This is a genomic window from Microbacterium sp. 2MCAF23, assembly GCF_052115565.1.
GTDB lineage: Bacteria > Actinomycetota > Actinomycetes > Actinomycetales > Microbacteriaceae > Microbacterium.
In genome coordinates this window covers 275,187-298,977 of the sequence record NZ_JBFRGY010000011.1, presented here as the reverse complement: position 1 = coordinate 298,977, position 23,791 = coordinate 275,187, and the positions used below count along the sequence as shown (strand labels likewise).

Genomic DNA, 23,791 nt, shown 5'->3' with positions numbered 1-23,791 from the left:
AACCATGAAGAAGAGCATCATCCGCGTCGCGGCGGTCACCGCGGCACTCCTCGCGGCGACGACCCTCACGGCCGTCTCGGCGGCCGCCGCACCGCCGTCGGCCGTCGTCGGGGCCGGCAACAGCAAGGCCGACCGCGTCGTCACGATCTATCTCACCCGGCATGGCCGAACCATCCTCAACCAGACCGACACCGTGCAGGGCTGGTCGGACTCGCCGCTGCTCGTCGGCACGAAGCCGGTCGCGACGGCACCGGTCGGGAAGCTCGATGAGGGGCGCCCGCTCGCGGCCGCCGTCGGCGCGAACCTCGGAGCCGCCGTAGGCCCCTTCGCCGCCGCGTACTCCGCCGACGGCAAGCGTCACTTCGAGACCGCGACCTCTGCCCTCCAGGGCGCGGGCCAGTCGAAGCTGACCGTGACCCAGGACGCACGGCTGCGCGAGGTGAACTTCGGCAAGTACGAGGGCAAGGAGAACAAGGAGCTGTGGACCGCCGCCACGGAGCATCTCGGCTACGCGATCGATCACGATGCGCCCCCGCTCGCGCCGGCCGATGCGAACGGCCAGAACGGCGGATGGCAGACGATGCAGGGCATCGCGATCGCCCAGCACGGGCTGTACGGGATGATGGCGGCGATCAAGGCCGTCGCCGACGCGCCCGAACTCGGCCTTCCCGCGGAGGACTGCACCGATGTCGACGCGCGTATGACCGAGGCGCTGACCGAGATCGCCGCGAAGGCCGTGGACAAGAACGACAAGACGGTGTTCGTGGTCTCGAGCGGCCTGTCGATCTCGTGCTTCGCCGGGGCCCCGGACATGCGCGACACGACCGGCGCCACCCCGGCGATGCCGCCGGCGGGCGTGCCGAACCTGGGCGTGACCAAGGTCGTCTACAAGAACGGCGCCTTCACCATCGACGGCCCCGTCGGCAGCAAGGCGTACTACCCGCAGCCCTGAGCCGGGGGATCGGATCCCGTGCAGGGCGTGAGCCCCGTGTAGGGCGTGAGCCCGGCGCGTTTCCCTCCCCTGGGCGTGATTCCCTCCCCTGATGGGCGTCTGTCAGGGGAGGGAATCACGCTGCGAGGGGGGAAACGCGGATCCGGCATCGCACCACGTGCGCGACCGCCCGGGACGGCACCGCCGGAGGACGGCAGCGCCGGGGGATCCGGCGTCGGCCGGCGCCCCGCTACACCGGGATGGCCGCACCGCCCGCGGCGATGGACGCATACGCCGCGTCTACGACGGCGACCGCGGCGACGCCGTCGGCCGGGGTCACGCGAGCCGGCCCTCCCGTCCGGATCGCGTCGGCGAAGTCGGCGATCTGGGCGCGGTACGGGTGATCCTCGGCCTGCGGCGGGAGGTAGCCGGCACCGGACTCGACGGACGGAGCCGGCCCCGCGTCGGTGGTGTCGTCGGTGGTCCCGGCGACAGCATCAGCGCTGTCGTGCACGAGCATCCCCTCGGTGCCGGCTACCGCGATCGTGGTGCGGAACGGGGCGCCCTCGCCCAGCCACCCGCCGTCGATGCGCGTGGTCACGCCATTCGCGTGGGTGAGTTCGACCACAGCGGTGACCGGTGCCGAGAACCGTCCGTCGACGCTCGGCGGATCCTGCCGCGCGGAGACCGAGACGACAGGCCCGGCGAGCCACAGCGCCTGATCGATGTCGTGGATGAGCAGGTCGCGGATCAGCCCGCCGCCCGCGCCCTCGTCGTAGAACCATCCCGCCGTCGGTCCCGCTCCTGAGCGGCTGAGCCGCAGCGACCGCAGCGCGCCGATCCCGCCGACGGCGACCTGCTGCTGGATCCGCCGGTACGCCGCGAAGTACCGCACGACATGGGCGGGGAACAGGCGCACGCCCGCGGCCTCGGCGGCGCCGGCCATGCGCCGCGCCTCCGCAGCACTCACCGCGAGCGGCTTCTCGCACACCACGTGCCGGCCGCGGGCGATCGCGCGCAGAGCCAGGTCGGGGTGCGTGGGCGTGGGAGTGAGGATCCCGACGACGTCGACCCGGTCGATGAGCGCGTCCACGTCGTCCGCGATCTCCACGCCGTACCGTGCGGCGAGGGCCTCGGGGCGGGTGCGCGAGGAGATCACGCACTCCGCGCCGAGCGCCTGCCAGGCATCCAGGTGCGATGCGGCGATCCCGCCCGCGCCGATGAGGCCGACGCGCAGCGGCGCGTCCGGGACGGTCACGAGGTCAGCGCTCCGGGTTCGTCAGCGGTGCGGCCTGACGCAGGGGATCCGGAGCCGCGAGCGGATCGCGCGCCGGGATCGGATCCGCGACGGGGACTGGATCCGCCTGCACGCTCGGGTCGGCGTGGGGGGTCGGCGCTGAAACCGCGGCCGGATCCGTCTCGGTCCCTGCGTCCGCGGAGCCGACGGGCTCGGGAGCGCGACCGGGTTCGAGCTGCAGCGCGACCTTCTTCTCGAGGTTCTCCACGGCGGCGTCCGAGAGATCGATGAGGCCGTCCAGCTCCTCGCGCACGCGGCGGTATGCCGTGTGTCGTTCGGCGGGCGTGGCGGACTGGTCGACGGCGACCGTGAGCATGTGCTGCGCGCGTTCGAGACGCTTGCGCTCGTCGTCGGTGAAGGTGGAGTCGCGCAGGCGGCGGGCGTCCTTCTCCGCGATCTCGAACGCGACCGCGTAGTTGCCGACCGCGTCGAGGTATTCGGTGACCTGCTGCTCGGCGACCTTCGCCTCGGCCGAGCTCGGCCGCAGCGCGTCGGCGATCTTCTTCGCCCGCAGGAACGCCGCGGTCAGGGGCTGGCGTCCGTCGCTCATCGCCGGGAATGCGATCATCTTCGCGACGTCGAGCTCGTAGTCCAGCCAGCGGGCGGTGATCCCGTCATGCTCGGCGAACAGGCGCTCGAGCAGTTCCTTCGAGGAGTTCGCCTGCTGCTGGGCGGCGGCCCGCGGCGAAAGCTGCGGGGCGATTTGGCCGCGGGCGGCGAGCTGGGCGGCCTTGATCTCACCCTTCAGGCGCAGAGTTTCCAGCTTCTGCTTGTGGCGCTGCTGCGACAGCACCTGCCACCGTCGGCCGATGCCCCCGGCCACGCCCATGAGCGGGAACACGAGCCACCAATAGTGCTGCGCGAACGTCCAGAAACCGTCCCAGAACTCCTGCATGATGCCCCTCAGCCTATGCGCCCCGCTGCGGATCGTCATCGGTGCTTTTCGAGCGCTGCGGGGTGCGCCGCGCGACATGCCGGGTCCGACAGACGGGTGCTCGCCGGGCAACGCTGCGGGCAGCCTCGCTCCGGGACGGATGCGCGATCGCCGGCCGCGGGCGCCGCTCGCGCCAGGATGAAGCGGCGGCGAAGAACGGGTGAAGGATCGGTGTTGTCGCGTAATCGAAGCCCGCTGCGCCCGTCTCTCCTGATGAATGCCCGCAGTCATCCTGGAGGAGGCGGTCAGTGTCCCACGAGTCCGATCGATGGTATTCGGCGCTGCTCGACGAAGCGACGGCGCGTTCGGACGCCGCGTTGCAGTCTGGCGCGAGTTGGTTCCACGTGCGTCGACCGATCGATGACGCAGCGACGATGCTGGCGGAAGTCGCCGTCGGCGCACGCAGCATTCCGGAGGGTTCGGACGCTTCCGACCGCGAGATCACCTACGGTGTTCAATTCGGCCGCGCCTACCTCGTCGCGCTCCGGCGCCGCATGAGAGAACGCGTCAGCGTGCGAGATGGAGCCTCGTGACAGGAGTTCGCCGGGGCGGTCGAGCACGCACCGATCACGCCGCCGTCGGCGTCGAGCGGCGCAGCATCCTCCCGCCGGACACGACCACGAGCAGACCTGCGAGGGCACTGAGTCCGATGAGCACTGACACGGGAGTCCAGACGCTCAGGGCGCCCGCCGCGAGCAGAGGAGGAAGAGTCATGCCCGCGTAGGCGATCAGGAAGATCGCGGCGAGCGCCTCACCTCGTCGTTCCGGGATGGCCGCCGACGCCGCGGTGGTCAGCGCATTGCGGAACAGGATCCCGATACCGGCGCCCGTGATGCCCGCTCCCGTCAAGAAAAGTGCCAGGGACGTGAGCGCGGCGCCCGCCGCGTCCTCGACTCCGCGCTCATCAGTCCTCGTTCGCCCAGCGCACCGGCAGCGGCGCTGATCGAGGAGTTCCTCGCCGCCTACCGATGAAGCGGGCGCACCGAGGGTGCGCTCGGCTCAGTTCAGCCGGCCCGCGGCGATGTCGGCGCGGAGCTTCGGCAGCACGCGGGATCCCGTCGGGTCGAGCCCGAGGGCCTCGGCGAGTTCGAGGGCGAGGGCCTTGTGCCCGGTGGCGTTGGGGTGGAACGGGTCGTTCATGAGCCCCCAGGGCACCTCGCCGTTGCCGAGCTCGGCGAACCGGGCGAACTGATCCACCAGGATCGTCTCCTCGGCGGCGGCGACGTCCCGCACGGCCTGCGCGAACGCGGCAATGCGGGAGCGTTCGGGAGCGTTCGGCACGTCGACGACGGGCGGCGTCTGCAGCACCGGGATCGCTCCGAGCTCGCGCACGCGCCGGACGAACACGGTGAGCGATTCTGCGAACGGAGCGGGCGTGATCACAGGGAACGCGCCCGCGTCCGAGCAGTCGTTCGTGCCGATCATGACGGTGACCAGCTGCGGGCGCCACGTGGCGACCCGGCGATCGAAGTCCTCCAGCAGCTGCACGATCCGCCAGCCGCTGATCGCCGTGTCGATGACCGCGTCGCGCACCCGCCCGAGCTCGCCGCGGACGATCTCGTGCAGATGCTCGGCGTACGTGCGTCCGCCCTGTGTGTGCACCAGGCCATGCGTGATCGAATCGCCGGTCAGCACCCAGGTGAGCGGGGCATCGGAGGCGAGGGCGCGGGCGAGGACGTCGGCGTCGGCGGTCATGGATCCATTCTGTCCGGAGTGATGCGTCCCCGATTCAGCGACGCGTCCAGATGGGCGACGGTGATGCGGATCTGCACCGGACCGGACGCGGCGCGCCGGATCAGGCGCTGCGCGGCGCGTGCGGTTTCTCCGGCCGGTCGGGCCTGGTCGAGCCCGAGTGCGACGTCGATCTGCAGGGGATCTCCGGCGCGGATGGCGACACGCGGTCCGGCCTCGCCCGAGCCGAGGAGGTTCGCCGCGGCCTCGCGCAGCAGGCCCGCACCGGAGGCGGGGTACACGGCGGACACCCCGGGCTCGGCGAGCAGATCCTGTTCGATGCGCGCAGCCAGTTCGGCAGCTTCGTCTTCGGTCATCGCTCGTCGCCTCCGCCCTTCGGAAGATCCCTCACATCGTGCACGACGATGTCGATCCCCGCGATGTTCAACTCCGCATGGGTGCGCAGACGATCGCCGATCTCGGTGCGCAGTCGTTGCGTGAGCCGCACGATGGGGAGTCCGTAGGGAACGCTGGCCTCCACATCGATCCGGATCGGGGCGCCAGGGATCGTCACGTCGCCATCCAGGCGGCAGCGCCCGATGAGCACCCCCGGGACGGCATCGCCGGCCGAGCGGATGAGGCCGCGCACGGCACCCTCTGTGATGCCGAGGTCATCGTCCGGCTCCGCGACCGACAACGGGATGCGCCGGCCTGCGCGCGCATCGCGGGCGATGCCGTTGATGATCGAGCGCACCCAGCTCTCGTCCGCCTGAGGTTCGGCCGCGGTGTCCTGGTCGAGCAGCGCCGGTCCGAGCCGGCGAAGTCGTTCGAGCGCGTCGAGTGCGATCCGGCAGCCCGGTGAGGCGTCGATCGAGGGATCGGCGGGGGTTCTGCCGGCATCGAGGTAGTCGCCCAGCTCGTCCATGGTGTGGCCGTCGAGGTCCTCGGGCTCGAAGCCGAGGCCGCCCGAGCCTGTGCTGTCGTCGCGAGTCATCGCCACTCCTCCATTCGCACGATGATGTGCTTGCGGGCACGGGCGAGCAGACCGCGCACGGTGCTCACCGGCTGTTCCAGCTGCTCTGCGATCTCGTCGTAAGAGCAGCCTCCGATCTCGCGCAGCACCCAGCTTTCGCGCTGCGCATCCGGCAGCTCGCGCAGGGCGTCGGCGAGCGCTGTCAGCTCGGCCCTCTGCTCGGCCCTCTGCTCGGGTCGATCTCCGGGGCGGGCGGGCAGTTCGAGACCCTCCGCGCCGTCCATTTCGAGATGCGGTCGGGTCGCTCGCACCTCGTCGATCGCCTTCCTGCTCACGATCCGCATGAGCCAGCCGCGCACCCGGCCCATGTCGTCCAGCTCCGGCAGTCGTTGCCACGCCGTGACGAAGCTCTCCTGCACGATGTCGTCCACGCTCGCGGTTCCGCTCAGGATCCGGCGTGCGTAAGCGCGCAGCAAGGGGGTGTAGCGCCGCACGAGGATCGCGAACGCCTCCACGTCCCCATCGGCGGCCCGCCCGGCGATCGTGCGGTCATCGGCGTCGTCGAGGGCCGGTCCGAAGTCTTGGCCGGTCATCGATCACTCTCCCTTCGAACGGGCTCCTGGCGCGGCCATGGGATCGGTGCCGCAGCACCGATCCCATGGTGCCTCGCCGGCGCGGGGCACGGTGAGAACCGCGACGACGTGTCACGCGTCGCGGGGACGCCCGACGATGAGGCCGTAGATCAGCAGCACGACGAGCGAACCGCCGATCGCGAGCAGCCACGTCGAGAGGCTGAAGAAGGACTCGAGGCCGACGTGGAAGATCAGCCCGCCCAGCCAGCCGCCCAGCATCGCGCCGACGACGCCGAGGAGCAGGGTCACGAACCAGCCGCCGCCCTGCTTGCCGGGCAGGAGCAGCTTGGCGATCACCCCGGCGATCAGACCGAGGAGGAGGAAACCGAAGAATCCCATGAGTTGCTTTCCTTTCGTCAGCTCCGGGCGTGCCGGAGCGTGTTCACTTCTTGAAGAGCCCGCCGGCCTTGTCGGCGGCGTCCTTCGCCGCCGCCTTGACCTTGTCGACCGTGTCGGCCACGGCCTCCTTGGCGTCCGCGGCGGCCTCTTTCAGCCGTCCCTCTGCTTGGTGCTCGCGGCCCTGGTCTGCGATCCGCTCGTTGCCGGTGGCGTCGCCGACCTTCTCCTCGACCTCGCCGACGATCCGCTCAGCGTTCGCCTCGGCCTTGTCCTTCAGACTCATGTCTGTTCCTTTCTCTGCCCCGACGCGTTCGGCGCCGGTCGTCTGGCTGACCTTCCGTGTTCGGACCGCGGTGGCCCTGCTCGGTCGAAGCGGGCCGTCATCGTGCGCGACTGGGGGATCGGAGCCGGTCCCAACCGCCGCGGTCGGCGAGATGCACCACCACCGGCGATCGGGTTCCGCTCAGTGCGTCCCACCCCTCGACGGCTCGCTCCGTCTCCGCGAGCAGTGTGGGCAGATCCGCACCCGAGCGCGGAACGACCCAGAGGCGCAGGGCGTTCTTCCCCGCGACCCGGTAACCGTGGGTGCGCGAGGAGAGGACATCGCCCCGGTCGCGCAGCGGACCGGTGAGCACCGTATCGGCGATCGACTCATCCACGGCGGTGCTGCCGGCTCGGTCCGCGAACCTCAGCACGGTGCGGGTGCGTGGACGTCTCCGAGTGCTGAGAAAGACGATGAGGGCGACGGCGACGACCGCTCCTGCACCGACGGCAACGATGCGGGCGGCGTCAGGAGATCCCCACGGCAGGCGCCAGGTGCTCGCCGTGCTCAGCACACCCGAGATCGTGCGCTGCACGGGCTGCCACCAGGGCGCGACCATCTGCTCCGGCAGCAGCGGCCGGACGGCGAGCACTGCGCCGGCCAGCGCGAGCAGTCCCGCGACCAGCAGCAGCGCGCGGTTCAGGATCCGGCTCGACGAGGTCATGCGATCACCCCCTTCGTCGCCACGGTCACGTCGGAGCGGACAGCGAAACCCAGGTGCGCCAGTGCCTGCTGTGCCGCGTCCGCCGCACCCGCGGTGTCGACGGGCACGCCGCTCACGGGGCGGATGCGCACCCGCACCCGCTTCGCCGTCATCGTGGCGGAGACCTGTGTCGTAGGCAGCTGGCAGCGCGCGGCCACGGCCTGCGCTGCCACGTCGGCGAGCAGACCGTCGTCGACGACGAGCTCCACCCGTCCGGTCGTTCGTCCGTGTCGGCGGCGGCGGCCCGGCACGAGCGCGAGCACGATGAGCGCGATGCCCACGATGCCCGCTGCCGCGCCGATCGCCGCACGCCAGGACGGCTCTCCCCAGGCCGCCCTCACGGTCGCGGCACCGTTCTGGAACACGGACGCCCCCCAGGAGTCCGCCGTCCAGAACGACACCGCGATGGTCACGAGCGCCGCCAACAGCAGCACGACCGCGACGACGACCGCAGGCCCCGTGCGTGCAGCACGGAGTTCGCGGCGCAGCAGACGCCGATCCACCTGCCTTCGCGCCCCGTTCATCGCACCCTCCTCGTGTGTCCGCGGCGGACGCCGGAGAAACGCAGATCCACGCCGTCCACCCGCCTTCCCGCCATGCCCGTCATCAGGGACATCCGCAGATCGGCGCCCTGTTCCTCGAGAGTTCGTGCCACTGCGTCCCCCATCACCAGCGGCAGCGTCACCGAGGCGTGCAAGCCCCCGTTCGCGTCTTCCCAGCGCACGGCGACCTCATTCGGGCCCGCGCCGGACGCGCCCGCGACGATCCCCACCGCGAGATGGCGCAGCGCCCGGCCCGTGATCGTCGTGCGTCCGCGCGGCTCCGGCTCTGCGGTGCGCGCGACCTCCGCGCTCATGACGAGGTGCGCCGCCCCTGCAGCGCCTGGACCAGCCCGTGCAGATCGATGTCGCCGCGCACCAGGCGGCCGACCCCCAGACCGGCGAGCATCGCCAGGCCCACGAACAGGAACGCCCAGAAGCCGAAGGCGACCCAGGTCAGGGCGAGCACCGCACCGACGGCGGCGCCGATGGTGCTCGCGTTCACTGGACTCGCGCCTCCTGGCCGTCGTCACCCTCGTCGTCGGACGGGATGTGCACGTCGTTGACCGTGACATTGACCTCGGTGACCTCGAGACCCACGAGCTCCTGCATGGCCGCGTACACGGCCGTGCGGACCGCCGACGCCAGATCCTGCAGCGAGACGGGGTACTCGGCGACGAGCGTCACATCGACCGCGACCTGGCGCTCGCCGACCTCGACGGCGATGCCCTGGGCGAGGTCGGTGGAGTTCAGTGCGTCGCGGATGGCGCCGACGACACGGGCGGCGCCGCCGCCGAGCGCGTGCACGCCGGGAACGTCCCGTGCCGCGATGCCGGCGATCTTCGCGACCACCGCATCCTCGATCGTGGTCTTTCCGGCCTGCGCGGCAGCAGTCCCAGTCCCCTTGGTCTGCGTGCCGGTGATGTCGTTAGCCATGTGCGTTCCCCTCCGTCATGCGCACTCCCGGTGCGTGTCGCGGTCTGCGACGTCATCTCATTGACGGAGCGGGGGAACGATTCGTCACAAAAAACTTCGGCCGCGGAACCGGATCCGGCCCCGGCGGCCGCGGAGTCGGCGGTCCTCACTGCCCGGCGGTGGGCTTCCCGTCGACGACGGTGAGCAGCACACGCGCTCCGAGCAACTCTTCGGGCGAGGTGCCCAGCGGATCGCGGTCGACCACGACGAGGTCCGCGGGGGCGCCGGGGACGAGCCGTCCGCCGTCGGACGCGACCGCGCGGTGCGCATGCGACGTGTATCCCTCGAGTGCCTCGACGGCGCTGAGCGCCTGCTCCGGCCCAACGGGTGCGGAACCGGCCACCGCGACGGATCGGCGCCCCTGGGCATCCGCCATGATCTCCCACGGATCGAACGCCGCGACCGGCCAGTCCGAGCCCAGGGCGAGCACCGCCCCGCTGCGCCGCACGTCGGCGGTGCGCCACGCACGAGCAGCCCGCTCGGCGCCGAGACGTCGCGACCAGTCGTCGGAGCCGTCCCTGCGCACGTGGTGCGTGCAGTGCGTCGGCTGCATGCTCGCGACGATCCCGTTCGCGCCGATCATCGCGATGACGTCGTCCTCGACCGACTCGATGTGCTCGATGCGATGCGGCACTCCGCCCTTCGGCAGGGCCGCCAGCGTCTCGGCGACGAAGCGGATCCCCTGCTCGCCGATCGCGTGGGTCGCGGTGGGCACCCCTGCATGGTCGAACTGCCGCACGCGCTCTGCGTAGGCCTCGGCGGGCGTCCACGCCGAGGACAGCCCCTCGCCCTGAGCGTCGGGCCGCGACAGCCACGCGGTGCCGCCCTCGACGGTGCCGTCGATGAAGAACTTGACCCCTTCGACCCGGTAGCGCCGCCCGCCCCGGCCCTGCAATGCGATGAGATCCGCGACCTCGTCGTCCGTCGTCTCCGGCGTGACCCAGGGGGAGATCCGCAGGCGCACGGGGAGATCGCCGGTCGCCTCGATCGCCGCGAGCAGGTCGAGCGCGTCGTCATCCTGCAGGTCCATGACGTGCGCCGCCGTGATGCCGACCGCGGCCATGTCCGACAGCAGGCGATGAAGTTGCGCGACCCGGTCGTCGAACCCCAGGGCGGGGAGGGCGCGCTCGAGGATCTCCATGGTCGGGAACTCGATCAGGTGGCCGGTGAGGCTGCCGTCCTCATCGCCCGCGGCACCGGATCCGTCCGGGTAGGTGACCGGGGCGTCGATGCCGGCGCGGGCGAGGGCGGCCGCCGAGGCGATGCCCGAGTGCGCGTCGAACATCTTGATGTAGGCGGGGCGGTCGGCGCCGAGCACCTCGTGCAGGGCGGCATTGCCGATCGGGCGACCCTCGAACGCGGTCGGATCGAGGCCCCAGGCGAGGAACCACTCCGCCCCGGCCTGTTCGTCGCGGCCCCGCTCGAGAGCGGCGACGAGTTCGTCATAGGTGTGCACGCCCGTCAGAGACAGGCCGCGGACGATGCCGAGGCTGTAGATCGGGTGGCTGTGCGCATCGACGAGACCGGGGATGATCGTCGCGCTCGCGTGGGTGATGAGCTCGGTGCCCGCTCCCGCGAGAGGGAGGATCTCGGATCTGGGCCCGACGGCGGTGATCCGGCCGTCGGTGATGGCGACGGCGTCGGCGTCCTCTCCGGTCTCCGGTGCGAGCGAGCGCACCCGCGCTCCGATGACGATCGTGTCGACCACCATCACTCCTTCAGGTCGAGGGTCGGCGTGGGGCGGCGGAAGAGTCGCGTGACGATGAGGAGCAGGATGAATCCGATCGCGAGCCAGGAGAGGCCCACGACGAACGTCATTCCGGTGAGGTTCGTCCACAGCCACACCGTCAGGCCGAAGCCGATGCCGGGCAGCACGAGATTGTTCACCGCATGCCATCCCCTGCGCTCGCCGCGGTCGATGAAGTAGTGCTTGAACGTCGCCAGGTTCACGCAGGAGAAGGCGATGAGGGCGCCGAAGCTGATCATGTTCGAGATCGTCAGCAGATCCGCGAACGCCGCGTACAGGGAGACGACGGAGACGATCAGGATCGGGACGACCGGGGTGCCGAAGCGCTTGTTCAGCCTTCCGAAGATCGCGCTCGGCAGCACGCCGTCGCGTCCCATGGCGAACAGGATCCGGGCGACCGAGGCCTGCGAGGTCAGCGCCGATCCCATGCCGCCGGCGACGAAGCCCGCGATGAACAGCACGGAGAGCCACTGCTGGCCGAGCGACGCGACCACTTCGATGCTCGCCGTGTCGGCCGAAGTGAACTTGTTCGAGGGGAAGGCCCACTGCGAGAAGTAGGCGAGCAGGATGAAGATCACGCCGGCGGTGATGGTGGTGATCATGATCGCGCGGGGGACGGTGCGGGTGGAGTCCTTCGCCTCCTCGGACAGCGTCGACACCGAGTCGAAGCCGAGGAATGAGAGGCACAGGATCGCGGCGCCCTGGAACAGCGGGCCCAGGCCGGTCACGGTGCCGTCGCCGCGGAACGGCAGCAGCGGGTCGACGTGGTGGCCCGTGGCGGATCCGATCGCGAAGACGACGAAGGCGATGATGAAGATCGTCTGCACGGCGATGATCACGAAGTTGGCACGGGCGACCGAGACGATGCCGATCACGTTCAGGACCGTGACGAGCAGGATCGCTCCGACGATCCACACCCAGTTCGGGATCGAGGGGAACGTCTGGTTCATGTAGAGCCCGACGATCAGGTAGTTGATCATCGGGAGGAAGAGGTAATCCAGCAGCAGCGCCCATCCGGCGAGGAAGCCGATGGCGCCGCCGAAGCTCTGCTGGGTGTAGATGTATGCGGATCCGGAGTACGGATAGGCGACCGACATCCGCGAGTACGAGCGGGCGGTGAACACCATCGCGACCAGGGTGATCACGTAGGTCATCGGCACGCGCCCGCCGGTGAGCTGGGTGACGATACCGTAGGTCGTGAACGCGGTGAGCGGCACCATGTAGACGAGGCCGAACAGCACGAGGGATGGCGTGCCCAGCACCCGCTTGAAGCGGCCTTCGGTGACCTGGGCGGTGAGTTCCGTGGGCGAGGCGAGCGGCTCGCCGGGGGCGGGGTGAGTCATGGGGGCTCCTGTTCCGCAGGCGTTGCGGGTGGGGGGATCGACGTCGTCGTCGTGTCGGCGGCAGGGAATCCGTCGGTTCCGCCAGGGTAGCAATATCGATAAAGCACGCGCAAGTGTTCATCGGGATCTGCTGCGGAGCGTGGATGCGGATCAGGCGGGCTGGGCAGCCGAGGGCGAGCACACCGGGGTCCAGAGGTCCCCGGGGATCCGGGTCAGGGGCCTCGGATCAGGAGGACGGGGGGACGACAGGGCCGCGGGTCGATGCCCGGCGCTGCACCGAGATCGGCACCAGCTCGCGCACCGTGCGGTCATCACCGGCGGCTGCTTCGATCACCGCTACGGCGGCGCGCACGCAGCGCCGGCCGAACTCGCGCGGATGCAGGTCGATCGCCGTGACCGAAGGCTGCGCCAGGGCGAGCACCTCGGAGTCGACGAGCGCGGCGACGAGCAGATCCTCGCCCACGCGGCGGCCGAGGCGCTGAGCGCTGGTGACGACGCTGAGCGCGGTGCCGTCGGAGACGGAGAGGATCGCATCGACCGGGTCGTTGACGTCGCGCACGAGCTCGGCCACCGCCGCGTGGATCATCTCGGGTGCCGACGGGTGCGGCAGCGTGACGGTGCGGGGCTGCGTGCCGTGCTCGGTGCACCAGTCGGTGAAAGCATCCCGGACGGTGAACGCCCAGTCGCTCTGCAGATCCGGGAGCACCATCGCCGGATGCCGCGCCCCTCGCTCGTGCAGATGCGCCATCAGCTCGCGGACGGCGGGCACGTGGTCGCTGGTGACCACGCCGCGCGCGGCCGGCAGCCCCTCGGGCACGCGCTCGCCGGTGACGACGGGCACCCGACCGGAGAGGAGGGTGCGCGCCGCGGGATCGTCGATGGCGGGATCCAGCAGGATCACGGCATCGGCGGGCAGCTGGTCGTAGCCTTCCGCTCGCTCGCCGGACGGCAGCATGAAGACGATGAGGCCCGTGCGCTCAGCCTCCTCGACCATGCCGAACGTCGCCTCCATGTAGTACGACATCGTGGTGCTGTCGGGTGGGATGTGCAGCGCGAGCATGCCCGTGCGCGAGCCCTTGAGGTTGCGGGCGACGGTGTTCGGCCGATAGCCGAGTTCATCGGCGACCTCGTGCACGCGACGGCGCATCTCCTCCGACACGCGGCCGCGCCCCGTGATCGCGAACGACGCGGTCGAGCGGGACACGCCGAGGCGATCGGCGATGTCCTGCAGTGTCACCGCACGGTCGGGTCGCATGCTCTCGAACCTACTCGGTGCGGAGTGGCCGTGGCGGCCGGCAGGCGCGCCGCGGCGACGAAATGCAGGAGCCTACCTGCGAAATGCAGGAGCCCGCCGCGCAGAACGCGTGGATTCACGCCGAAACCGGCCGGATCGGCCCCTTCGTCGGGGGTTGCTCCTGCAATTGGTCGGGACGCTCCTGCGCGTGGCCGTGCAAGGGCCGGCCACGAGCGAGAGCGTGCGCCCGCCCCCCGAAACGGCCCCGGTCAGCCCAGCAGCACCGTGAGCAGGGCGGATCCGCCGCCCACCAGGATGAGCGCCACGATCACGACCCAGGCCGTGATGCGGATCCGGCGCTGCCGCCGGGCGCTGTAGAACGAGAGGTCCTCGTCGGTCCCTGAGCTCGTCGAAGGGTCGGGGGTGCTGTTCATGAGCGTCCTCGCTTCGCGGGCCGTCAGGCCCGGCCCGGTGAGCCTGTCGAAGCGTCCGCGACGGTCGGGCCGAACGCGGCCGGCAGGGTGGCCTGCGAGGTCTCGCGGAGCTCGGCGACGGAGATCGTGAAGACGTCCTGCACCTCGAGCTGCGGGGCGCTGTCGGTCACGCCGATGCGCAGCACCGGGTAGCCCCGGCCCTCGCAGAGGCCCTGGAACTTCACGTCGTCCTCGCGCGGCACCGTCACGATCACGCGACCGGCCGACTCGGAGAACAGCGCCGTCGCGGCGTCCACGCCGTCGCGCTCCATGAGCTCGGTCAGCCACACGCGCGCGCCCACGCCGAAGCGCATGACGCCCTCGGCGAGGGCCTGGCCGAGGCCGCCCTCGCTGAGGTCGTGTGCCGAGGAGATCAGCCACTCGTCGCGCGCGGCGCCGATCAGGCCCGCCAGGCGCTTCTCGCCGGCGAGGTCGACCTTGGGCGGCAGGCCGCCGAGGTGGTCGTGGATGACGTCGGCCCAGGCGGATCCGGAAAGCTCCGTCGAGGTGGTGCCGAGCAGGTAGATGTTCTGGCCCTCGTCCTGCCAGCCGGACGGGATCCGGCGGGAGACGTCGTCGATGATGCCGAGCACGCCGACCAGCGGGGTCGGGTGGATCGGCACGTCGCCGGTCTGGTTGTAGAACGAGACGTTGCCGCCGGTGACCGGGGTGCCGAGCTCGAAGCAGCCGTCCGCGAGGCCGTCGACGGTCTGGCCGAACTGCCACATGACCTCGGGGTTCTCGGGCGAGCCGAAGTTGAGGCAGTCGGTGATCGCGGTGGGCTCCGCGCCGGTGACGGCGACGTTGCGGTACGCCTCGGCGAGAGCAAGCTGCGCGCCCGCGTAGGGGTCGAGCTGGCTGTAGCGGCCGTTCGCGTCGGTCGCGATGGAGAAGCCGAGGCCGGACTCCTCGTCGACGCGGATCATGCCGGCGTCGTCGGGGAAGGCGAGGGCGGTGTTTCCGAGCACGTAGTAGTCGTACTGGTTGGTGATCCAGCGCGTGTCGGCGAGGTTCGGGCTCTCCAGCAGGGCCAGGAACTGCTGCTTGAGCGCCTCGGGGTCGTTGTCGCGGGGGAGCAGCTCCGCCGCGTCGGCCTGCAGCGCGTCGATCCAGGTGGGGTAGGCCACCGGGCGGTCGTAGACCGGGCCGTCGACGGCGACGGTGGAGGGATCCACGTCGACGATGCGCTCGCCCTGCCAGTCGATGATGAGGCGGCCGTCGCCGGTGACCTCGCCGAGGACCGAGGTCTCGACATCCCACTTCTTCACGACGGCGAGGAACGCGTCGAGCTTCTCGGGCGCGACGATCGCCATCATGCGCTCCTGCGACTCCGACATGAGGATCTCCTCAGCGGTCAGCGTGGGGTCGCGCAGCAGCACGTTGTCGAGCGACACGTGCATGCCGGAGTTGCCGTTGGCGGCAAGCTCGCTCGTGGCGCAGGAGATGCCGGCCGCGCCGAGATCCTGGATCGCCTCGACGAGCTCGTCGCGGTACAGCTCGAGGCAGCACTCGATGAGCACCTTCTCGGCGAACGGGTCGCCGACCTGCACCGCGGGGCGCTTGGTCGGACCGGTCGAGTCGAACGAGTCGGAGGCGAGGATCGACGCACCGCCGATGCCGTCGCCGCCGGTCCGGGCGCCGAAGAGCACCACCTTGTTGCCGACGCCGGTGGCGTTCGCGAGCTTGAGGTCTTCGTGGCGCAGCACACCCACGGCGAGCGCGTTCACGAGGGGGTTCGCCTGGTACACGGCGTCGAACACCGTCTCACCGCCGATGTTGGGCAGGCCGAGGCAGTTGCCGTAGAAGCTGATGCCGGCGGTGACGCCGTGCACGACGCGGGCGGTGTCGGGGTCGTCGATCGCGCCGAAGCGCAGCGCGTCCATGACGGCGACCGGACGGGCGCCCATCGAGATGATGTCGCGGACGATGCCGCCGACGCCGGTCGCGGCGCCCTGGAAGGGCTCGATGAACGACGGGTGGTTGTGCGATTCGGCCTTGAACGTGACGGCCCAGCCCTCGCCCACGTCGATGACGCCCGCGTTCTGGCCCATGCCGACCATGAGGCGCTTCTTCATCTCGTCGGAGACCTTCTGCCCGAACCGGCGCAGGTAGTTCTTGGAAGACTTGTACGAGCAGTGCTCGCTCCACATGACCGAGTACATCGCCAGCTCGCCCGAGGTGGGGCGGCGGCCCAGGATCTCGCGGATCCGCGCGTACTCGTCGTCCTTGAGGCCGAGCGCCGCATACGGCTGCTCCTTCTCCGGAGTCGCTTGGGCGTTCTCGACGGAGTCGGGGACGTGGACGGTGGGGGCGTTGACGGTCACGCGGGCTCCTGGAGCGAGGGGAGGCGGGGCGGACCCAGTCTACCGGCGGCGGAAGGCCCGGATCCGCGCGTGGTTCGGGAGGCTTCGCCGCGACGATCTGCACACGATGCGACGATCAGCACACCGGATCCGGCTGAAACGTGTGCTGATCGTCACAGGATGTGCAGATCGTCACCCGCCGGAGGGCGCACGGGCCGCCTGCTCGAGGCGGCCGCACCACCTGCTCGAGGGCGCCCGGGCCACCCGCTCGAGGCGGCCGAGCCTGAGCCGCTTTCAGCCCACCCATAGAATTGACGCGGGGCGCAGCGTTGCCGGACACCGTGTTGCCATCGGGGCGGCCGTGCGACGGAGCGCAGGAAGCAGGAAATCGCATGAGTGTGAAGTACGACCAGGGCGCGCCGGATCCGGCTACGCGCACGCTCGACTCGGTCACGGGCATCAGCAAGAAGGGCCTCCCGACGGGCACCGTGGGAGTGCTCGGCTGTCTGGTGATCGGGATCTCGACGTGTGCGCCGGCGTACACGCTGACCGCCGCCGTGGGACCCGCCGCGAGCGAGGTCGGCTATCAGACCCCCGCGATCTTCCTCATGGGCTTCATCCCGATGCTGCTTGTGGCGCTGGGCTACCGCGCGCTCAACTCGGCGATGCCCGACTCGGGCACGTCGTTCACCTGGGCCACCCGCGCCTTCGGACCGTGGATCGGGTGGATGGCCGGCTGGGGCCTGATCGCCGCGACCGTGCTGGTGCTGTCGAATCTGGCCGGCATCGCCGTGGAGTTCCTGTTCCAGTCGATCAGCATCGCCGTCGGCAACCCGGCGATCGCCGACCTCGCCGCGAACAAGTTCATCAACATCGCGGTGTGCCTGGGGTTCATGGCTCTCGCGACGCTCATCTCGTACCGAGGCATGACCTCGACGAAGATCTTCCAGTACATCACCGTGATCTTCCAGATGGCGGTGATGGTGTGGTTCGTGATCGCGATGTTCGTGGGCGCGGCGAACCCCGCCAACAAGGAGGCGAAGCTGCCGGAGCTGAGCTGGTTCAACCCGTTCGAGGTGTCCAGCTTCAGCGCGTTCGCCGCCGGCATCGCCGTGTCGATCTTCGTGTACTGGGGCTGGGACACCGTGCTCACGATGGGCGAGGAGACCAAGCCGTCGAAGGGGCGCCTCTCCACGGAGAGCAAGGCGGCGACGATCCTCGTCGCGATCCTGGTCGTCCTCTACGTCGGTACGGCGACCGCCACCGTCGCGTTCGCCGGTCTCGGCGACGGGCCGACCGGTCTCGGCAACTCCGAGATCATCGAGAACGTGTTCGCGGCGCTCGCGCATCCGGTCATGGGCCCGGCCGCGATCCTGCTCTCGCTCGCGATCCTGGTCAGCGCGATGGCGTCGATCAACTCGACGGCGATCTCGCCCGCGCGCACCCTGCTCGCGATGTCGCACTACGGCGCGCTGCCTGCATCGCTGAAGAAGGTGCACCCGAAGTACAAGTCGCCCCACGTGGCGCTGCTGCTCTCGTCGATCGTCGCCTCGGTGTTCTACGCCGTCATGCGCTTCATCAGCGAGGACGTGCTGTGGGACACGATCACGGCGCTCGGCATGATGGTGTGCTTCTATTACGGCGTCACCGCGCTCGCGAGCCCCTGGTACTTCCGCAAGGCGGCGATCCGCGAGGGCTTCGGATCGATCATGATGAAGATCGTGCTGCCCGGCCTCGGCGGGATCCTGCTGCTGATCGTGTTCGTCAAGACGACGATCGACGCCATGGATCCGGAAGCCGGATCCGGCAGCAACATCGGCGGCGTGGGCCTGGTCGGGATCATCGGCGTCACTGTGCTGGGCCTGGGCGTGATCCTCATGTTCGTCCAGGCGAAGGTCTCACCGGACTTCTTCCGCGGCAAGCGCCTCACGCGCACCGACGCCACGAACGACACCTCGGCGCTGCAGGTCTTCGACGACGGCCTCGGCGGCTGACGGCCGATTGGTTCCCGCCCGACCCCTCACGGTCTGGCCCCTCACGGCGCGACGGGTCGCCCGCCGACGTTCGCCTCTCGGCCCGAGCTGCGTCCTCTGAGAAAGGATCCGGGGTCGGCGCCGTCGCGGGAGCGCGCCCGTCGCGTGTTCATCGCGCGTACGGCGTCGTCCACGCGTTCGCGACGCGAGGCCAGCATGATCTCAGTGCCGGTGCCGGACTCCTCGATCACAGCCGCGCGGGACTCGCGGATCCGGTCTGCGGCGCCGACGCCGAACCCGCGCACGAAACCGCTGCGTGCACGCCGTCGCACGGTGTCGTCGAACCAGGGGTAGCGGTCGCGTTCGGCGGTCCACCAGTGCCGCATCGCGACCATCGACTGCACCTGCAGGCTGGCGATCAGGATCCGCGCCTGCGACACGTCCGACGCGCAGCCGACGAGGTAGAGCGCACAGTCTCCGCCGGACGCGCCGAAGAGCGGGCGCACGGTGCCGAGGGCGACGGCGACTCCCGCGCCGAGCTCGCGGATGTCTCGGGCGTAGGAACCGCTGAACAGCATGAGTTCGCGCACGATCTCCTCGTGCGCGCCTCCGTGGAGGGCTCGTCGAGCGTCGAGGCGCGCTCTCTCTATGCCGTACTTCAGCATCAGACGCTCGGCGTGCTCGGTGAGCGCCTCCGCCTCCTGGGGTGTGGTGCTCTCGGCCTTCGCCAGCAGCTTCATGATCAGGTCGAGCTTGCGGTCGCTCATGTCATCTCCTCCGTATCGGATGTCGGCATCCTCCGCGGGACCTCCCCCAGTGCGACGGCGACCGCACGCAACCTGTGCCGAACGAGCTCCGCACAGGGACGGCGCGGATCGTGTGGATCCGGCGCATCCCTACGACAACCGCCTGAACCGCGCCCTGCACATCCGCGGCTAGCACGCCGGAAGCGCGGTGACAAGCCAGCAGACGCCGGCGTTCTGCCGGCCTAGCGTGTGCCGTGTACCTGGAGCCCGTCCGTCACCCGACGGCGGTTCAGACCGAGACTCCCCGATGTGAAGGAGCGCGCCATGACGAACAACCCGCAGATGCCGCTGGTCCCGGAGGATCCGGAGGATGAGCTCTCCGACCCGCCTCTCGTGGAGGATTCGGACGGCCACGAGAAGCTCGACCCGGATCGGAACGACGAACAGATCGACAGCGCCGAAGCCGACCGCATCGCGGCCGAGACCGACGCCGACCCCCAGGAGAACTGACCCGAGCCGTACCACCCGTCGGCACGGATGTGATCCGCGCGCCCGCGCTGGCAGCTGGCGGCTGGCAGCTGTGGGCCGCTACAGGAGCGTCTGGTGCGCTGAATGGATCCACGAACGAACGCACGGGATGCCCGGAGATCCGGATCCGTGGATCGCTGCGGGGCGTGCACGACGGCCGGCGATCTCGCGCCCGACCGGATCCTCTCGTGTCAGAGCTTGAGCGTGGCCTCGTCGGGGAGCAGGATCCCGCCGGAGGTGTTGGCCGAGTTCGCGTAAGCCTGCACGCGTCGCGGGTCGATCTCGGGGGGCGTCGGATCCGTGAACTCGAACCGCAGCGGGATGGAGGGGTGCAGCCAGATCGTGGAGCGCCCGAGGGGCTGGGTGCCGTCGTGGCGCCAGGAAAGCGTGAAGCTCTCGTTGCGGCGCAGCTTCGTCGCGATCACGATCTTCAGGTGGGCGAGGGCGACGTCTTCGATCTCGATCGGATGCTCGGATCCGCCGTAATAGAGGGTTGCCATGCTCCGGACGCTACGCCTTTCGATCGGATCCTGGGGGCTGACGCGCAAGATCGCGGTGATGATCCGGCGCCCGTTGACCGGCGAGGACCCGGGCCGGTGGCTATCCGGCCCGGGTCCTCGGGGTTCCGCGGCTTGGCGGGAGTCCTGAAGCCTTGGGGATCCCGCATGCGCCCGGAACTTCCCTCCTGTGTCCATCTCCCGGTGACGAGCACGACGCTAGCCGTGATCCATCGGGTCGCGAAGGGGGTTGACCGGGCGCGGCGTTCAGGCTACGGAGCGCTACTGCACCGACCATCCGCCGTCGGAGGCGAGAACCGCCCCGTTGATGTTCACGGCGTCGTCCGAGAGCAGGAAGGTGATCGACGCGGCGAGGTGCTCGGCCGTCGCGACCGTCGGGATGGCCTGCTGGAACGGGGCGAGTCGGCCGGATCCGTATTCGGACATGTGCGGAGGCATCGGGATGCCGGTCGCGACGCCGCCGGGGGCGACGGAGTTCACCCGGATGCCCTTCGGCCCGTACATGAACGCCGCCGACTTCGTGACGCCGATGATGCCGTGCTTGCTGGCGGTGTAGGCGTTGCCCGAGGCGTTGCCGCGCAGTCCGGCCTCGCTCGAGACGTTGAGGATGGATCCGCGTCCCGCCGCTTCCATGATCGGGAGGACCGCGCGCATGAGCTTGAACGGCGCGGTCAGGTTGATCGCGATCACGCGGTCCCACACGGCATCGGGCGTCTCGCCGGCGGGGGAGAAGTCGTCGTTGATGCCGGCGACGTTCGCCAGGCCGTCGATGCGGTCGCCGGCGGCGGCGACGACACGGTCGATCGCGTCCTGCTGAGTGAGGTCGCCGGCGACCGTCACGATGCCGGGGAGATCGGCGGCCAGTGCGTCGAGCTTGTCGGCCGCGATGTCGCACGCGATGACGCGGCCGCCCTCGCGGGAGATGCGCGACGCCGTGGCCCTGCCGATTCCCGACGCGGCGCCCGTGACGATCACGGTCTTGCCGGCGAAGCGGCCGGGGGTCGTCTGCTCGGTCCAACCGGTCGGAGTGGTGTCTTCGGGGATCACTCCGCCGTTCGCGGCGCGCACGATGTCGTCGACCACGGACTGCGGCATCGCGCCCTGGCTCATCACGACGAGCTGCTGCAGGGGCAGGCCGAGCACGGGGGTGAGCGAGTCGGCGCTCGCCCCGGACTGCGCCAGCAGCCCGCGGATCAGCTCACCGCCGGTCGGGTCGGCCAGCCAGTCGCCGATGGAGGAATTCGCGGTCAGGGCCATGGGTGTCTCCTTCGTGAGCGTGTGGATCCGGTTCGTCACGTCGCGGTCCTCTGGATCGCGATCAGGTTTCGCAACGGTGCGTCCACTTATTGAGGAGCGTACACCTCGCTACTCTCGGAGGGTGCCCCGTCCCCGCAGTGAGAACGCCCGCCAGGCGGTGCTGGCGGCGATGCGCGCCGCGCTCGCCGCGGACGGCTATGCCGCGGTGACCATCGAGGGCCTCGCCGCCGAGGCGGGCGTCTCGAAGCAGACGATCTACCGATGGTGGCCTTCGAAGGCGGCGATCCTCGGCGAGGCGCTGCTGGAGGGCGCGCTGCCGGGCGCTGAGGCTGACCTGCCGTTCTCTTCGGATCTCGCCGCGGACCTGCGGTCGTGGTTCGCGACCGCAGGGGAGCACCTATCCCGTGCCGAGAACGTCGAGCTGGCCCGCGCGCTCATCGCGGTGACCGCCACGGATCCGGAGCTGGGTGAGGCCCTGAACCACCGGTTCGCGGATCCGATCGTGTCGTGGATCGTCGCCCGGGTCACCAGCGCGCAGGAGGCGGGAACGGTGCGTGCCGACGTGGATCCGTCTGCCGTCGCCGACCAGTTCGTCGCGGCGACCTCGTACGCGGCGCTACTCGGGCGGCCCCTCACAGCGGAACGCGTCGACGGGCTCGTGGACCTGGTGATGCGCGGGGTCGCGGCGCGCTGACGCCGTCCGCTGCGGTCGTTGAGCGAGCGCAGCGAGACGAAACGCGGCGCTGGGCCTGGCTCCCTTGGGGTCGTTGAGCGAGCGCAGCGAGACGAAACGCGGCGCTGGGCTCCCCCGGGGTCGTTGAGCGAGCGAAGCGAGACGAAACGCGGCACCCTTCCGTGGTTGCGCCTGTGGATAACTCCCCCGGCGACGCCCCCGATCCGGTTACGGTGTGGGAGTGAACCCTCGACGCAGCGCTCTCATGACCACGGCCGGCCGTGCCGGTCGCCTCGTGGAGCCGCTTCGAGCGGGCATCGCCGTAGTGCTCGTCGCCGCCGCGGTCGGTCTCGCCGGCTGCACGCCTGGCCCTGCGCCGAAGCCCACGCCCACTCCGCTGTTTACGAGCGAGGCGGAAGCGTTCAAGGCCGCGGAACAGGCTTTTGGGCGATTCGTGGACGCGAAGAACCAGATGCAGAACGGCGGAGATGGCGTGGACCCGCAAGAGTTCCTCGCGGGCTCTGCCTTGGAGGATGACATCCAATCTGCAAGGGACGAGGACGCGGGTGGCACACACATTGAGGGGGTTTCGACGGTGGTCAGGTTTACGCCCAAGGCGTTCGACCCAGAGTCTCGTGCAGTCGACAGCGTGGCGTGCCTCGACATCTCCAAGAGCAGGGTAGTTGACGCACAAGGCAAGGACGTGACTCCTCCAACTCGGCAGCCAGTGGTTGCGCTCAGCATCAAGACGATGCCATCGCGATCCTCGATGAGGATCTTTGAGATTTCCGGGAGCGCGGAGCCTTGTGGCTGATGGCCCGCGAAACCCCTCGATGGGCGCTGGCAGTCATCCTCGCCACATGTGTGATGCTTCTGGCGTTGTCTTGCCCCGATCTGGCAATGGCGGCGCGTGCGGCGTCCACGGCAGGGTGCGATTGGAAGATGGTGCAGACGGGCAACTGCCCAGTAGATGGCGACGTGGTCGAAATCGGGGACACCGTGACGGATGGCGGCGACGGCACAGGAGGTTCAGACGGCAGTAGCCCCGAGGCGCCGGGTACCCCAGGTGACGGCGGCACCGCAGAACCGTCCCCATATGAAATCTGCGCCGCGACCCCCGGGCTGCCCAGTGCCTTCTGCCGCTCTCTCGCACCCCTGGGTGTGGCAAACGGGCAACCGTCTCCCGCCGTCCCCGGCTGGAGCGTCACGGTCTCAGACTTGGCGCGCTTCGTCCCGTCCACAGCGACCGTCGCAGGCGAGCCGGACAACGTCGCCGTTGTCGGACTCCCGGCGAACTTCCTCAGCAGTGCCAAGACCGAGACGGTCCCGGGCACGATCCTCGGTCGGGCGCTCACCATCCGCTTCACGCCCGTGAGCTACGCGTTCGACTACGGCGACGGTGAGCAGCGCACGAGCACGACGCCGGGCACAGCCTGGGACGCGAGCGGCCAGGCCCAGTTCACGCCCACCGACACGAGTCACGTCTACAAGCAGCCCGGCACCTACACAGTCACCGTCACGGTCACCTACGCCGCGGACGTCGACCTCGGCACCGGTTGGATCCCGATCAACGGCACGCTGAACGGCCCGCCCGCAAGCCAGCAGATCCGCGTCGTCAAGGCGCACACGGCCCTTGTTCAGGGCACCTGCCTTGAGCGGCCCAGCGCCCCCGGCTGCTGA

29 protein-coding genes are annotated in these 23,791 nt (G+C 70.1%); 7 read left to right on the top strand and 22 right to left on the bottom strand.

The window, feature by feature from the left end:
* Window positions 1-4: 4 nt before the first annotated feature.
* Complete coding sequence (locus tag AB4078_RS13155) at window positions 5-952, top strand: histidine phosphatase family protein (protein WP_441977513.1); 948 nt, start codon at window positions 5-7, stop codon at window positions 950-952.
* A 229-nt stretch (window positions 953-1,181) separates the two neighbouring features.
* Here AB4078_RS13155 and AB4078_RS13150 read toward each other — a convergent pair whose 3' ends face one another.
* Both AB4078_RS13150 and AB4078_RS13145 read right to left on the bottom strand, forming a co-directional pair.
* On the bottom strand, window positions 1,182-2,189 hold the full coding sequence (locus AB4078_RS13150; RefSeq protein WP_441977512.1) for a Gfo/Idh/MocA family protein: 1,008 nt from the start codon (window positions 2,187-2,189) through the stop codon (window positions 1,182-1,184).
* Between the two features lie 4 nt (window positions 2,190-2,193).
* Entirely contained in the window at window positions 2,194-3,123 is a 930-nt protein-coding gene (locus AB4078_RS13145; protein WP_441977511.1) for a hypothetical protein, read from the bottom strand.
* Window positions 3,124-3,410: 287 nt separating this feature from the next.
* Between AB4078_RS13145 and AB4078_RS13140 the strand changes: the two genes are divergently transcribed.
* On the top strand, window positions 3,411-3,695 hold the full coding sequence (locus AB4078_RS13140) for a hypothetical protein (protein WP_441977510.1): 285 nt from the start codon (window positions 3,411-3,413) through the stop codon (window positions 3,693-3,695).
* 34 nt (window positions 3,696-3,729) lie between these two features.
* On the opposite strand, the gene AB4078_RS13135 is transcribed toward AB4078_RS13140, so the two are convergent.
* The 17 genes from AB4078_RS13135 to purL form a co-directional block, all read right to left on the bottom strand.
* Complete coding sequence (locus AB4078_RS13135; protein ID WP_441977509.1) at window positions 3,730-4,011, bottom strand: hypothetical protein; 282 nt, start codon at window positions 4,009-4,011, stop codon at window positions 3,730-3,732.
* 150 nt (window positions 4,012-4,161) lie between these two features.
* The gene (locus AB4078_RS13130) at window positions 4,162-4,857 is read right to left on the bottom strand and encodes an SGNH/GDSL hydrolase family protein (RefSeq protein ID WP_441977508.1); all 696 of its coding nucleotides are present in this window, start codon (window positions 4,855-4,857) and stop codon (window positions 4,162-4,164) included.
* On the bottom strand, window positions 4,854-5,210 hold the full coding sequence (locus tag AB4078_RS13125; RefSeq protein ID WP_441977507.1) for a hypothetical protein: 357 nt from the start codon (window positions 5,208-5,210) through the stop codon (window positions 4,854-4,856). The genes AB4078_RS13130 and AB4078_RS13125 overlap by 4 nt, the downstream gene beginning before the upstream one ends.
* Entirely contained in the window at window positions 5,207-5,827 is a 621-nt protein-coding gene (locus tag AB4078_RS13120) for a hypothetical protein (protein ID WP_441977506.1), read from the bottom strand. The genes AB4078_RS13125 and AB4078_RS13120 overlap by 4 nt, the downstream gene beginning before the upstream one ends.
* Window positions 5,824-6,399: an RNA polymerase sigma factor gene (locus AB4078_RS13115; protein ID WP_441977505.1), complete on the bottom strand. Its 576-nt coding sequence runs from the start codon at window positions 6,397-6,399 to the stop codon at window positions 5,824-5,826. Before AB4078_RS13115 ends, AB4078_RS13120 begins: the two co-directional genes overlap by 4 nt.
* 111 nt (window positions 6,400-6,510) lie before the next feature.
* The gene (locus tag AB4078_RS13110; protein WP_441977504.1) at window positions 6,511-6,777 is read right to left on the bottom strand and encodes a GlsB/YeaQ/YmgE family stress response membrane protein; all 267 of its coding nucleotides are present in this window, start codon (window positions 6,775-6,777) and stop codon (window positions 6,511-6,513) included.
* 43 nt (window positions 6,778-6,820) lie between these two features.
* Complete coding sequence (locus AB4078_RS13105; protein ID WP_441977503.1) at window positions 6,821-7,060, bottom strand: CsbD family protein; 240 nt, start codon at window positions 7,058-7,060, stop codon at window positions 6,821-6,823.
* Window positions 7,061-7,157: 97 nt separating this feature from the next.
* Entirely contained in the window at window positions 7,158-7,763 is a 606-nt protein-coding gene (locus AB4078_RS13100) for a hypothetical protein (protein WP_441977502.1), read from the bottom strand.
* Complete coding sequence (locus AB4078_RS13095) at window positions 7,760-8,326, bottom strand: hypothetical protein (RefSeq protein ID WP_441977501.1); 567 nt, start codon at window positions 8,324-8,326, stop codon at window positions 7,760-7,762. Before AB4078_RS13095 ends, AB4078_RS13100 begins: the two co-directional genes overlap by 4 nt.
* Window positions 8,323-8,658 carry a hypothetical protein gene (locus tag AB4078_RS13090; protein WP_441977500.1) on the bottom strand — a complete coding sequence of 112 codons (336 nt, stop codon included), beginning with the start codon at window positions 8,656-8,658 and terminating at the stop codon, window positions 8,323-8,325. Before AB4078_RS13090 ends, AB4078_RS13095 begins: the two co-directional genes overlap by 4 nt.
* Window positions 8,655-8,846 carry a DUF2273 domain-containing protein gene (locus tag AB4078_RS13085; protein WP_441977499.1) on the bottom strand — a complete coding sequence of 64 codons (192 nt, stop codon included), beginning with the start codon at window positions 8,844-8,846 and terminating at the stop codon, window positions 8,655-8,657. Before AB4078_RS13085 ends, AB4078_RS13090 begins: the two co-directional genes overlap by 4 nt.
* A complete protein-coding gene (locus tag AB4078_RS13080; protein ID WP_441977498.1) occupies window positions 8,843-9,277 on the bottom strand; it encodes an Asp23/Gls24 family envelope stress response protein in 435 nt (144 codons plus the stop codon). The genes AB4078_RS13085 and AB4078_RS13080 overlap by 4 nt, the downstream gene beginning before the upstream one ends.
* 145 nt (window positions 9,278-9,422) lie before the next feature.
* Window positions 9,423-11,027 (bottom strand): amidohydrolase, encoded by a 1,605-nt coding sequence (locus AB4078_RS13075; protein ID WP_441977497.1) that lies wholly within the window; start codon window positions 11,025-11,027, stop codon window positions 9,423-9,425.
* The gene (locus AB4078_RS13070; protein ID WP_441977496.1) at window positions 11,027-12,406 is read right to left on the bottom strand and encodes an APC family permease; all 1,380 of its coding nucleotides are present in this window, start codon (window positions 12,404-12,406) and stop codon (window positions 11,027-11,029) included. Before AB4078_RS13070 ends, AB4078_RS13075 begins: the two co-directional genes overlap by 1 nt.
* A 226-nt stretch (window positions 12,407-12,632) precedes the next feature.
* On the bottom strand, window positions 12,633-13,661 hold the full coding sequence (locus tag AB4078_RS13065; protein ID WP_441977495.1) for a LacI family DNA-binding transcriptional regulator: 1,029 nt from the start codon (window positions 13,659-13,661) through the stop codon (window positions 12,633-12,635).
* A gap of 248 nt (window positions 13,662-13,909) precedes the next feature.
* Window positions 13,910-14,074: a hypothetical protein gene (locus AB4078_RS13060; RefSeq protein ID WP_441977494.1), complete on the bottom strand. Its 165-nt coding sequence runs from the start codon at window positions 14,072-14,074 to the stop codon at window positions 13,910-13,912.
* Between the two features lie 23 nt (window positions 14,075-14,097).
* Entirely contained in the window at window positions 14,098-16,437 is a 2,340-nt protein-coding gene (gene purL / locus AB4078_RS13055; protein ID WP_441977493.1) for a phosphoribosylformylglycinamidine synthase subunit PurL, read from the bottom strand.
* A gap of 371 nt (window positions 16,438-16,808) precedes the next feature.
* Here purL and AB4078_RS13050 point away from each other — a divergent pair, with 371 nt between their 5' ends.
* Entirely contained in the window at window positions 16,809-18,410 is a 1,602-nt protein-coding gene (locus AB4078_RS13050) for an APC family permease (RefSeq protein ID WP_441977492.1), read from the top strand.
* A 41-nt stretch (window positions 18,411-18,451) separates the two neighbouring features.
* Here AB4078_RS13050 and AB4078_RS13045 read toward each other — a convergent pair whose 3' ends face one another.
* Window positions 18,452-19,156, bottom strand: coding sequence for a DUF2786 domain-containing protein (locus tag AB4078_RS13045; protein WP_441977491.1), 705 nt, complete (start codon window positions 19,154-19,156; stop codon window positions 18,452-18,454).
* 303 nt (window positions 19,157-19,459) lie between these two features.
* Here AB4078_RS13045 and AB4078_RS13040 point away from each other — a divergent pair, with 303 nt between their 5' ends.
* Window positions 19,460-19,645: a hypothetical protein gene (locus AB4078_RS13040; RefSeq protein WP_441977490.1), complete on the top strand. Its 186-nt coding sequence runs from the start codon at window positions 19,460-19,462 to the stop codon at window positions 19,643-19,645.
* Window positions 19,646-19,854: 209 nt separating this feature from the next.
* On the opposite strand, the gene AB4078_RS13035 is transcribed toward AB4078_RS13040, so the two are convergent.
* Together AB4078_RS13035 and AB4078_RS13030 are read right to left on the bottom strand one after the other, a co-directional pair.
* On the bottom strand, window positions 19,855-20,163 hold the full coding sequence (locus tag AB4078_RS13035) for a DUF7882 family protein (RefSeq protein ID WP_441977489.1): 309 nt from the start codon (window positions 20,161-20,163) through the stop codon (window positions 19,855-19,857).
* 279 nt (window positions 20,164-20,442) lie between these two features.
* Complete coding sequence (locus tag AB4078_RS13030; protein WP_441977545.1) at window positions 20,443-21,438, bottom strand: SDR family NAD(P)-dependent oxidoreductase; 996 nt, start codon at window positions 21,436-21,438, stop codon at window positions 20,443-20,445.
* Between the two features lie 121 nt (window positions 21,439-21,559).
* Between AB4078_RS13030 and AB4078_RS13025 the strand changes: the two genes are divergently transcribed.
* The 3 genes from AB4078_RS13025 to AB4078_RS13015 all read left to right on the top strand — a co-directional run bounded on the left by AB4078_RS13025 (window position 21,560) and on the right by AB4078_RS13015 (window position 23,791).
* Window positions 21,560-22,132 (top strand): TetR/AcrR family transcriptional regulator, encoded by a 573-nt coding sequence (locus tag AB4078_RS13025; protein ID WP_441977488.1) that lies wholly within the window; start codon window positions 21,560-21,562, stop codon window positions 22,130-22,132.
* Between the two features lie 244 nt (window positions 22,133-22,376).
* Window positions 22,377-22,925, top strand: a complete 549-nt coding sequence (locus AB4078_RS13020; RefSeq protein WP_441977487.1) for a hypothetical protein — start codon at window positions 22,377-22,379, stop codon at window positions 22,923-22,925.
* 404 nt (window positions 22,926-23,329) lie between these two features.
* Complete coding sequence (locus AB4078_RS13015; RefSeq protein ID WP_441977486.1) at window positions 23,330-23,791, top strand: PKD domain-containing protein; 462 nt, start codon at window positions 23,330-23,332, stop codon at window positions 23,789-23,791.